9 protein-coding genes are annotated in these 11,614 nt (G+C 55.4%); 3 read left to right on the top strand and 6 right to left on the bottom strand.

The window, feature by feature from the left end; all coding sequences use genetic code 11:
- Positions 1 to 552 (bottom strand): CotH kinase family protein (locus tag IKB43_04325; protein ID MBR2469365.1); only part of this gene is annotated, 552 nt, incomplete at its 3' end.
- Between the two features lie 28 nt (positions 553 to 580).
- Between IKB43_04325 and IKB43_04320 the strand changes: the two genes are divergently transcribed.
- On the top strand, positions 581 to 1,408 hold the full coding sequence (locus tag IKB43_04320) for a hypothetical protein (GenBank protein MBR2469364.1): 828 nt from the start codon (positions 581 to 583) through the stop codon (positions 1,406 to 1,408).
- Here IKB43_04320 and IKB43_04315 read toward each other — a convergent pair.
- The 4 genes from IKB43_04315 to IKB43_04300 form a co-directional block, all read right to left on the bottom strand.
- On the bottom strand, positions 1,394 to 2,392 hold the full coding sequence (locus IKB43_04315; protein MBR2469363.1) for a bile acid:sodium symporter family protein: 999 nt from the start codon (positions 2,390 to 2,392) through the stop codon (positions 1,394 to 1,396). The genes IKB43_04320 and IKB43_04315 overlap by 15 nt on opposite strands.
- Positions 2,393 to 2,430: 38 nt before the next feature.
- A complete protein-coding gene (locus IKB43_04310) occupies positions 2,431 to 3,204 on the bottom strand; it encodes a hypothetical protein (GenBank protein MBR2469362.1) in 774 nt (257 codons plus the stop codon).
- Entirely contained in the window at positions 3,201 to 3,728 is a 528-nt protein-coding gene (locus tag IKB43_04305) for a hypothetical protein (protein ID MBR2469361.1), read from the bottom strand. Before IKB43_04305 ends, IKB43_04310 begins: the two co-directional genes overlap by 4 nt.
- 118 nt (positions 3,729 to 3,846) lie before the next feature.
- Positions 3,847 to 6,534, bottom strand: coding sequence for a leucine--tRNA ligase (locus IKB43_04300; GenBank protein MBR2469360.1), 2,688 nt, complete (start codon positions 6,532 to 6,534; stop codon positions 3,847 to 3,849).
- A gap of 137 nt (positions 6,535 to 6,671) precedes the next feature.
- Here IKB43_04300 and IKB43_04295 point away from each other — a divergent pair, with 137 nt between their 5' ends.
- Both IKB43_04295 and IKB43_04290 read left to right on the top strand, forming a co-directional pair.
- Positions 6,672 to 7,781: an outer membrane beta-barrel protein gene (locus IKB43_04295; GenBank protein ID MBR2469359.1), complete on the top strand. Its 1,110-nt coding sequence runs from the start codon at positions 6,672 to 6,674 to the stop codon at positions 7,779 to 7,781.
- A gap of 75 nt (positions 7,782 to 7,856) precedes the next feature.
- The gene (locus IKB43_04290; protein MBR2469358.1) at positions 7,857 to 8,474 is read left to right on the top strand and encodes a hypothetical protein; all 618 of its coding nucleotides are present in this window, start codon (positions 7,857 to 7,859) and stop codon (positions 8,472 to 8,474) included.
- A 16-nt stretch (positions 8,475 to 8,490) separates the two neighbouring features.
- Here the strand turns inward: IKB43_04290 and IKB43_04285 are convergent, their stop codons facing one another.
- Complete coding sequence (locus IKB43_04285; protein ID MBR2469357.1) at positions 8,491 to 11,604, bottom strand: fused MFS/spermidine synthase; 3,114 nt, start codon at positions 11,602 to 11,604, stop codon at positions 8,491 to 8,493.
- Positions 11,605 to 11,614 lie beyond the last annotated feature (10 nt).

The raw sequence follows: 11,614 nt of genomic DNA, 5'->3' as shown, positions 1-11,614 counted from the left end.
GTCCACCCGGTCGTGGGCCACCTTCACCGTTTCCGAAAAGTGGTAGAGCCCCATGTACTTGCGGTTCAGAAAAACCTCCACGAACTGCATCTTGGGCGTCCACCTGGGAGCAAGCCATTCCGAAAGCCGCCCCATCATGTAGTTCCGCAGGTGAGTCTTGTCTCCATAGTTTGCGATAAGGGCAAAGTCCCTGTTCTTGGGCATACCGAACAGGGAAACCTTGTCATCGAATTCCAGTTTCATGCCGTACTTGGGCATCTTGAAACTGGAGTTTCCGCGGCCCCGGACCGTAAGGCTATAGACTTCGCTTTCGTAATTGTCCTTGCCGTAAATCTGGAGCTTCGACGGGAATTCCGTTTCCCGGTCCCGCAGTTCATGAAAGTCTTCCGTCTCGATGACAATGCGCGGGAGCCCCGCATAGGGGTACTTGGAATCGTCCAGGGGCAAGTATTCCGGATTGCTTTCGGGACTTTCCCAGAAACAGCCTGACAGGCTTGCCGTAACCATCAAGACAAGCGTAGAACGCAAAACTTTCAGATGCGAGAATTTCATTGGGACTATCAAAATATAAATTTTGCCTATGCAAAGGAAAGCGGCCTACCTGTTACTCGCACTTGCCGGCCTATGCCTATCCAAGGTATATGCCACCGAAGGGCTTGTGCCGCTGCATTTCCCGACAACGGCAATCTCCCTAGAAGAAGCCGAGGAACTGGACGACGACGTTTACAGCAACGACCTGACGGTGTCGGCGGAATACGCCCTTACCGACTGGTTCAGCTTTTACGGAAGCACCTCTTTCCGTTTTGCCAGCTACAGCTACGAGTATTCCACCGAAGGTTACATCCATAATTACTGCAACCTGCACGTGAACGGTTTCAACGAGAGCTATCTGGGTGTCCGGACCCTGTTTTACCGGAACTTCGGGCTAGATGCAGGCTGGCGGTTTCCGCCCGGCGAAGGCTCCCAAAAGGATCGTTTCCACAGGCTGAACGCGGAACCCTTCGTGCTGTTCCCGGCGACGCGGCACCTGCTGCTCGGAACATCCCTGCGTTACAACAAGTTTCTCGAAGACAAGAATTTTGAGCCCGGCGACGAAATCGGGTTCAAGGCCAGCCTGCTTTGGAAGTTCTGGTGGAGCGATTCGGAACAGACCGGCTGGAAGCTCAGCGAGGTCCTGCTTTACCAGGCCCGTTTCCAGGAGTCGGAGAACCACAACCTGGCCAAAAACTGCCGCAAGATGGACGACAAGTACAAGGGCATGAAAATCGCCTTCGCCCTGGCACGGGGCTTTCGGCTATTCGGCACACCGCTGGAACTGGGAATAAACTACACCATCAACAAGGGAACCCTTTTCGGGTTCGAGACCGGCCACCGGGTGGGCGTCAAGCTGGGGCTAGGCCCGTTTTGAGCGACCGTCCCACCAGGCGAAAATGTTGGCCAGCACCGTCCCGCTAATGGAATGGTAGGCACAGCTCAAGGCACAAGGCACCATGCAAAGCACCGCCTTGGGGTTGGCCGCCACATTTTCGGGGTTCGCAAAGAAGGCCATGGCAAGCACGGTGGCCATGCCGGCGTTCTGCACGCCCACCTCGATAGCGATAGTCCGCTTCTTGGCGGTATTGAACTTGAAAAGCCTACCTACGCCGTAGCCCAGCACATAGCCTAGCGCATTGTGGCAGAACACCACCGCAAGCACCAGGAAAATCAACGAAAAGCCGTTGGTCAACAACTGCGGACGCACCGTCACCACCACACCGCCCACGATGAGCATCAGGCCTATGACGCTTACCGCAGGCATGTTGGACTGGATTTCCTTGAACACGGCGCGCTTGCCCAAGAAGTAGTTGCAGAGGAACCCGATAGTAATGGGCGCGATTGTCACATATAGAATGTTCAGGAACATACCCTTCGCATTCACGTCGATACTGGTGTCGGCAAGCCAAAGCACCAAGAGCGGAGTCATGATAGGCGCAAGGAGGGTGCTCACCATGGTCATGCTCACGGAATACGTGACATCGCCATGGGCCAAAAAACTCATAACATTGCTGGAAACACCGCCCGGGCAGCACCCCACCAGAATGATACCCACAGCAAGGTACGGATCCAGCCCGAACACCTTCGTAAGCCCGAAGGCCACAAAGGGCATGATCGTATACTGCGCCACAGCGCCCAGCAGAATGTGGAAAGGCTGCTTCAGCAGATTCCGCACGTCGTCCATAGAGATGGTAAGTCCCATGCTCAACATGATGACGCCGAGAATGATGGAGGATACATTCCCGTGAACCCAGCCAAAAGCGACCGGGACGAAGAATGCGACTATTGCGCTTGCGATGACAAAGGGTGAAGCGTAGTTAGAAAGCAGACGGCTAATAGCCTTGATTACCTTAAACATGCTTTAAATATAGAACTCGGCGGCACGGCAAGCAAGCCCTACTTGCGCACGATGGTCACTGCGGCGCCCAACTGCAGAGTATTCACTTCTTCAACGGGGTCCCGCTTGGAGTTCTTGTTCACCTGGAACTCATCGTCACCGTATTCCTTGTTGGAGCCTACACCGCTCCAATAAATGGCCGTACTCAAGGTTATGCCCACAAAATAGTGTTCCGAAACGCTCCAGACGTTTCCCATCTCGAATTTATAGCCCACTTCTTCACTAGCATAATCCATATCATACTTGTCCCAAGAATTATCCGGGACCAAAAAAGATACTGAAGCCCCTACAAAGAACCCGTCCAAAAGCGGCACCAATTTCACGAAAGGGTACACCTTGGTTCCAAAACCATAAAAGGGGCAGAGTTGACCGCCGCTTTCCTTGAATTCCTCCTTGTCCCGGGAATAGTACTTGTAATAGGCATCCCCAAAGGACCAGGCCAGGCCAAAATCAACAAAAAAAATGCCCCTTTGCAACAAAAGTATACCCACCTTCGTTTCAAACTGCGGACCATAACCTTCAAAGGAGTAGATGTTGTAATAAAGGTCCTTGTCGTAAACCATTTCATCCCGGTCGGTATCGTGGTACCAATGGGCGATAGATTCCGTCTTGTAATCAGACTTTGAATACTGCCCCCCTGCAGAGATTTCAAAATAGGGGTAGACAAATTCTGATGCACGATGACGCCGCCTCTTGCGAGGCTGTGCCGGCTCGTCCGTGTCGGCCAGGGTCACGCACACCAAGCAGGCTATCAAAAAGAGAACGCGAATCACGGCAACCTCAACACGGCGTAATTCACGAACTTTCCACATGAGGTGTCATCCGGTGGCAGAAACGATTCCACCACAAAATCCCCATTAATTTTCCGTTCGTCAAATTCCACAAAACGGTAATCGATATCGTCTTCGCCCCAACGATGGGATTGTCCGTCAATAGCATAAGTGGGCAATGTTATTACCTTACCCGCACAATAAAAAGAAAGATCAACCGATATCTTGTTTTTGCTACTGAGCGAAAACAAACTGTCACATTTCCATATACAACTTACGCAAGCCATATTGCGACGGTCAAAGAAGTCATATTCTGATACCGTAGAGTTGGAGTCAGCCCAAACGGAATCCCCTGCCTGGTAGGTAACCTGTAAATTCAAGGAATCTACGCCTGCTGGTTTCTGGGCGCAAATACTGGCGGTATATTTGCTTTCAAATCCTCCTTCGTCGCACGATGTAGCACAAAACGCCAGCCACGAAGACACCAGCACGCAGTACACCGCAAATTTGGACCTAGGGAACTTCATTTGATGAAAATATAAAAAGACCGCAGCGGTTAGGTGCTACGGTCTGAATTTCTATGGATCCTATCGCGTCCTCACGGACGCTCCAGGATGACAGTCGCGGAATTACGCCGGCTTGCGGCTATTTTACCACGATGTTCACGAGCTTGCCGGGAACCACGATGGACTTCACGACGGTCTTGCCAGCCATGAACTCCTTCACGCGGTCGTTGTCCATGGCGAGCTTTTCGAGGGCGGTCTTGTCCATGTCCTTCGCGACGGAGGCCTTGGCGCGGACCTTGCCGTTCACCTGGAACACGACTTCCACGGTGTTTTCCACAGCCTTGGAGTGGTCGGCTTCGGGCCAGGCGACGTTCGTGAGCGAGCCTTCGTGACCGAGGATACTCCACATTTCTTCGGCGATATGCGGGGCAAACGGGTGCAGCAACTTCACGAAGGTTTCGCACGGTTCGCGGTAGCGCTTGTCCATCTTCATCATTTCGTTGTTGAAGATCATCAGCTGGCTAATCGCGGTGTTGAAGCTCATGTTCTCGATGTCGCTCGTGACCTTGATGACGGTCTGGTGCATCACCTTCTCGATCGCTTCCGGAGCGGTTTCGTCAACGAACACCGGGGCTTCATCGCTGTCGCCCACGACAGAGCGCCAGGCGCGGCCGAGGAAGCGGTTCATGCCTTCGATACCCTTGGTCTGCCACGGCTTCACGGCGTCCAGCGGGCCCATGAACATTTCGTACAAACGAAGGCTGTCGGCACCGTAGTCGCGAACAACGTCATCGGGGTTCACGACGTTCTTGAGGGACTTACTCATCTTAGCCACAATCTGCTTGAGTTCGATGTCGGTTCCCTTCTTGAAGAACTTTCCGTTCTTCTCTTCGACTTCGTCGGTGGGGACCTTGGAGCCAGCGGCATCTTCGTAAGCGAAGGCGAGAATCATGCCCTGGTTGAAGAGTTTCTGGAACGGTTCGTCGGTAGAGACGAGGCCGAGGTCGAAGAGCACCTTGTGCCAGAAGCGGCTGTAGAGCAGGTGGAGCACGGCGTGTTCGGCGCCGCCCACGTAGAGGTCAACGGGCATCCAGTACTTTTCGAGTTCCTTAGCGACGAAGGCGTCGCCGTTGCAGGCATCGATGTAGCGCAGGTAATACCAGCATGAGCCAGCCCACTGCGGCATGGTGTTCGTCTCGCGGATACCCTTGCGGCCGTTCTTGTCCGTGACCTGGAGCCATTCGGTGGCGTTTGCGAGCGGGGACTGTCCGCCGTCACCCGGCTTGTAGTCCTTGAGTTCCGGCAACAGAACCGGGAGTTCGGAATCGTCGACGGTAGAGATTTCGCCGTCTTCCCAGTGGATAATCGGGAACGGTTCGCCCCAGTAGCGCTGGCGGCTGAAGAGCCAGTCGCGGAGCTTGTAGTTCACGGTGGCCTTGCCGATCTTGTTCGCTTCGAGCCATTCGATGACCTTCGCAATGCCCTGCTTCTTGTTGAGGCCGTTCAGGCAAAGCGTGTCGTTCTGGCTGTTGATGTAGGTGCCGTCGGCAGCCCAGCAGGCGTCCCCTGCGAGAACCTTCGGGCGAACGTCCTCGGGGCAGCTTGCATCCGGTTCCATGATGCAGATGACGGGCAGGTTAAACTTCTTCGCGAAATCGAAGTCACGGGTATCGTGAGCGGGCACGGCCATGATGGCGCCCGTGCCATAGCCGGTCAGAACGTAGTCGGCAACCCACACCGGAATCTTGGTGCCGGTGAGCGGGTTCACGGCGTAGCTACCGGTGAACACGCCGGTCTTTTCCTTCGCAAGTTCGGTACGGTCGAGGTCGCTCTTCAAGGCGGCGGCGTGCACGTATTCTTCCACGGCGGCCTTCTGTTCGGCGGTCGTGAGTTCCGGCACCATCGCATGTTCCGGAGCGACGACCATGTAGGTAGCGCCAAACAGCGTATCGCAACGGGTGGTATAGACGCGGAGCTTCTTTTCAGTCGGCTTGCCGTTAGCGTCGGCAATGGCAAAATCCACTTCGGCACCGTAGCTCTTGCCAATCCAGTTCTTCTGCATGTCTTTGACGCCCTGCGGCCAGTCGAGCTTGTCGAGGCCCTTCAGCAGGCGGTCGCCATACAGCGGAATGCGCATGAGCCACTGCTTGAGGTTACGGCGTTCCACTTCCTTGGTGCCGCACTTTTCGTGGCTGCCGTCGTTCAAGACTTCTTCGTTTGCGCAAACAATCTTGCAGTGCTTGCACCACCACACCTGTGCGTCGGCGTAGTAAGCGAGGCGCTTAGAATCCTTGTACTTGCGGACTTCGGCAGCACCCTTGGCTTCGACATCGGCAGGAATCGGGAGTTCTTCGATGGGGCGGCCCTTCTGCTGGGCTTCATCGAACCAGGTGCCGTAAAGGCGCTTGAAAATCCACTGCGTCCACTTGTAATACTTCGGGTCGGTGGTGTTGACTTCCTTGTTCCAATCGTAGCTGAGGCCAAGGCGCTTGATCTGGCGGCGGAAATTGCCGCAGTTCTTCTTGGTGGTAATGGCCGGATGCGTACCGGTCTGAATAGCGTACTGTTCGGCGGGGAGGCCGAAAGCGTCCCAACCCATCGGGTGCAACACATTGAAACCGCGGCTGCGCTTGTAGCGGCAGATGATATCGGTAGCGGTGTAACCTTCGGGGTGGCCCACATGGAGGCCTGCGCCGCTCGGGTACGGGAACATGTCCAGGCAGTAATACTTGGGCTTGGACTTATCGGTGCCCGTCTTGAAAGTCTGATGTTCTTCCCAGTAGGCTTGCCACTTGGTTTCGATCTCTTGCGGATTGTACTTAGCCATTATTTTATACCTCTAGTAGGAGCTGCAAGGTATGAGGTTTGAGGTCGCCGAGCCCATACCTCATAGCTCTATATTTTTTCGGGTGTAAATTTAGCAAAAACAGGGCGGAAGGTCCCTTTTTTGTTATAATTGTTCACATGAAGCTTTCCGGTTTTGTACTGTCCTTGTCTTTTGTCGCCCTATTTGGAACGAGCGTCCTTGCCCAAGAGGAATACTACCAGCCCGACGTAGATTCCGCATGGGTGGCGTCCCAGAATGGCGGACAGCCCCTCGAAAGCGAAGAACAGCCCGCCGAGGCTGCCCCCGCCTGCATAGGCGATGGCTGCGACGGCACGGAAACAGCGGCCACAGAGTCAGCGGAAGCAACATCTGAACCTGCCACCAGCGAAACCGCAAACCAAGGCGAGAACGCAGGCGAACAGTCCGCAGAGTCTACCGCCGACAGTTCCACAACGGACAACACAGCCCAGGCAACCGCAGACTCCACCAAAAAAGATTCCGCACAGGTGAAAACCGCCGCGAACAAGCCTATCGACCCCGACGAATACGAAGACTGCACCGAGGCGGATTCCACCAACACCGAATGCGTGGAAATTGACGAGACCGACACCTACGACCGCTACCTGCAGGAAAACGCCGAAATGTACCGCTCCCGCAAGGAAGGATTCTCCAGGTCCATCCAGATTGGCATTCGCGCCGCCGGCGGCATGAACACCTTCTTCGGTAAAAAGAGCGACGACTGGGGCTTTGGCTACCAGGCCGGAGGCGGCATTTTGGTAAGGCTCCCCGTAGGTATCCGCCACGTGAGCCTCGTTCCCGAACTGGACTTCGTCTACCGCAACTACAACTACGAAAGCAAGAACGAATACAGCAAGACCGAAGGCAGCCTGGACTACATGCTCTTCGAGATTCCCATCATTGTCCGCTACACCTTCGACGAAGACAACTTCTTCGTGGGGCTGGGCATGAACCTGGATTTGAAACTTACCGGCTCCTCGGAAATTACCCAGAAGACCAAGGAAACCGGCGAAAAGGACAAACGCAAGAACACCCTGCCCTCTTCGGGCGTGGAACTGGGAGGCGTATTCAACGTGGGCTACGCCATCAACCGCTGGCTCATTGCCGACATCCGCGTGGTGCAGTGCTTTACCAACCTGCTGAACGAAGACGCCATCGCCGAATCCAGCCTCTCTAAGGCTCACCTCTACACGTTCTACACCAGCCTCGGCCTGACCTTCGTGTTCTAGGCGTGACAAAAGCCTGACCAACTTTCTACGAGCACTTGACCTTTCGCGCAGGTGCTTTTTGTATTTTCACGGATTATGAAGAAGATTAGGTTTGCCCTAACAGTCCTTCTAGGACTGTCCCTTACAGCGTTTGCCGAAGAGGCGAAGCCCCAGGAACATTTTGTCATCGACGTGGGCGGCGGTTTTGCGACTTACTCCAGCCTTATCGTTCTTGACGGAGCTATGGACGATTTCGATTATTGCAATAACGGGAAATGCGACCCGCCCGATGAAGTTGATCACGAAACAAACTATGCGGTAGCAAGCCTTGGCGCCCGTTACATTTTCACACCCCACATTGAGGCGGGCCTGGCGGCCTCTTACGAATACTACGGTTCCTACGATAACGTTTGCGAAGGCACAGACCGTGAAATGTACTGTAAGGCAGGGGATTTTCTTGACCACCACCTGGTCCATGTCGCTGTCGAAGGAAAGTTCAACTGGTTCACGCTTTTTGACCATTTCAGGCCTTACAGTCGCGTAGGCGTCGGAGCATTGCTCGAATTTGACAGCGGGCTGGAACGAGTCGGGTTGCCTTCCGTCCAACTGACGCCTGTGGGCCTGGAATTCCTGTTCCCGTACGTAAGCGTGTACGCCGAACTGGGTGCAGGCTACCGCGGCTTCATGAGCGGCGGCATTGCACTGAGAATCTAAGCCTTAGTCCCTAGGCCTACATCCCCATGTTCTTGCGGGTCTGTTCCCGGCGGAGGCGGACGATTTCCTTTTCGATGAGGAGTTTTTCCACGGCCGGGATATCTTCGTGACGCCGGATGGCATCCTTGTACAGGGCGTTGGCCAGTTCGGGTTCACGGGCAAGGAACGATATGACGGCGACGTTCCGGAGGAAGAATTCGTCCATGTTCTTGATTTCGTACTTTTCGTAGAAATCCGCCACCAGTTTGGCAGCCGTCGCATAGTCCTTGGCACGAGCCGTTTCCAGGATGTTGAATTCATCTACAAAGGAGGCGGGAAACACCCCTGCGTTCACCAGGTCGCGGACCTTCACATAGACGGCGTTGGTGTCGCGGGCTTCCATAGGAATGCCCCTCACCCACTCGATGTATTCTTCGCGGAACTTTTTCCATTCGGGCGTGGCCTCGGCCACCATAAAGCGGGGCTTTTGCGCCAGGGCGCCAGATTCCGGCTCGGGGGCCGGAATGACGTTGTTGTTGGAGGCCGGAACGACGTTGTTGCCGGAGGATGCGACACCACTAGTATCCTGCGCAGCTTGTGGCTGGGCACCTGCGCGCATCAGGGAATCCGTACGGACTAGGTAGGCGAGCAGTGCGTTTTCGCGGTAGGTATCCTTGTTCTGCATCATGGCCTTGACCTTGGCGGGCCTGCGAAGCGCATAGTCGGCGCTGTCCAGGTATTCGGGCCAGCAGACTTCGCAGCTGTCGAACACCTGCACAATATGGGCGTTGGAATGCACGAAGCGGGCCTCTTCGGCCTTGTTATCCACGATGGGCGTGAAGATGCTGTTGGGCTGGATGTTTTCCATCATGGGCCGGACCATCTTGGAGGTGAACAGGAAGTTCTGTTCACCAAAGAAGTCAGGTTCCCGGTGGATGCGCTCGAATTCCGCCACCAGCACGGGGTCGGTGCTGAACCGCCCAATGTTCTTCTGGATTACCGGCTGGTCGCTTGCGATAATGATGATGTCGGGTTCTTCGGGAGCGCGGTACAGGCTCACATAGGGGAACACCACGTCCAGTGCCTTCAAGATGTTCAGGAACAGCTGGTCGTTGAATTCGTAGGTCTGGATCCACTGGACCCAAAGTCCGCCGGGTTTCATGTAGCGGCGCATCTTGGCGTAGAACTCGTGACTGAAAAGGCTCGCCACGCCGCTGACCCAGGGGTTGCTGGGCACGCTGATCAGCAGGTCGTACTTGCGGCGGTTGGTCAGGAAAAACGTCTGGGCGTCGTCGATGTAAATGTGGATGCGGGGGTCGTCGTAGCCGCGGGCGTTCCAGGGGTAGAACCCGCGGGCAAGATTCATCATTTCGTCCTCGATTTCCACGCAGTCAAAGTCCTTTAGCAGCGGGTCGGCCAGCAGGTAATGAGCGCCCATGCCGGAGCCAAATCCCACCATGCCCGCGTCGTAGGGCTCGGAGCGCACCGCCATGGGCATGAACGCCGTAGCCGCCTGGGTCAGTTCATCCCCTTCGATGGGGTGCTTGCGGTCCTTGCTCATGCTGGCGTCGGCCTTGCCGTTGGTCTTGATGTACCAATGCACATCGGACTCGTGGAAACTGATGGTGGCCGTCTTTCCGTCCTTCACCACAATCTTTTCGTCGGGGTGCAGGTTCTTGTAGGCACGGAACGCCCCGGAGGTAATGAGGTGCGGGTCAAAATTCACAAAGATGGAAGGCAGAACCATCAGGGCCGCCACCAGGTAGAAAGGCACGCTGTAGCGGAACTTTTTACGATAGACCACCAGCAGCACAAAGCCGATGGCAAAGTCCAGCACGGCGGCAAGCACCAGGGCGCCCTTCAACTGCAAGAACGGCAAGAGAATCAGGCCGCCACCTGCCGAACCGATGATAGAGCCCACCGTATTCCAGCCGTAAACCTTGCCGATGGGGGCTTCGCTCTTGAAGGCCCGGGTGAGAATCACCGTGATGAGCGGGAGCGTCATGCCCGCAAAGAAACTGGTAGGCACCATCCACAAAACGGAAAGGGCATACTTGAAAAGGCTCCAGCAGATATAGCCGTCGGCGGTGGTATTGAAAATCTGGTTCGCCTCGTTCATCATGCCCCAGAAGGGCTTGTGGAAGTAGAGCGTGCACAGGGCGAAAAACGCCATGAAAATCTGGGCCAGGGAAAGGATGACCAAGGAATCTTTTTTCAAAAGTTTTCCGCTGACGGCGCTTCCGATGGCAAGCCCCAGAATGAAAGCCGAAAGCATCTGGTCGAAGCTGTGGCTGGAACTGCCCATCAAGAGGCTCAGCAGGCGTATCCAGACAATCTCGTAAACGAAGGAGGTAAGCCCCGTAATGGCCGCAATCCAGAGCCAGGTGTTCTTGGGCGGCATGGGCAGCTTGTGCTCGGCAACGTAATCGACGTTCAGGGGCTCGGCGGCACGGTTTGAACCTGCCGTGGAACTTTCCGAACCAGCCGTGGCACGGTCCGCACCAACATCCGCAACATCGTCCTCGTCGTCTTCCTTGTTGGGAGACGTGGCAAACCCGATGTAGCCGAAAACCGCCGCCAGCAAGAAGTTGATAGAAGCCGCCACGCAGAGGGTGGCGTGGTTACCCAGTTCAGGGATCAGCAAGTAACTGGTCACCAGAATGCCAATGGCAGAACCCAGGCTGTTGGTAAAGTAGAGCATGGGAAGCGAAAGTTCCTGACCGCTCTTGCGCAGGAGCCCCGCCGCAATAAAGGGGAAAGTCATGCCCACCGCAATGGCGATGGGGAGCGTAGAACCCGTAGCCAGCACCACCTTGGTAATCTCGGCGCCGGTAAAGCCCAGGCCCGCAATCCATTCGCTGTCGAAGAAGAAGCCCGTAAGCAGGTTGTAGAGCGGGTGGTAAACCAGGCCGCCAATACCGATGGCCAGTTCCACCGCCGCATAGCCAAGCAGGGGCCGCTTTACCCATTCCACCATCTTGCCCGCAATAAAACTACCGATGGCAAGACCGCCCATGTAAATGCACAGCGTGAGCACCTGGCCGTAGCTGGCGTGGCCCAAGAAAAGCTTGAGGTAGCGGGCCCAGGAACCTTCGTAAATGAGGCCTGCAAAACCCGAAAGCGCAAAGAGAAAATAGACTAGGATGTTCATGGCGTAAATT

The sequence above is a fragment of the Fibrobacter sp. genome (assembly GCA_017503015.1).
In the GTDB taxonomy this organism is placed as follows: Bacteria; Fibrobacterota; Fibrobacteria; order Fibrobacterales; family Fibrobacteraceae; genus Fibrobacter.
This window is presented reverse-complemented; position numbering and strand designations above follow the sequence as displayed.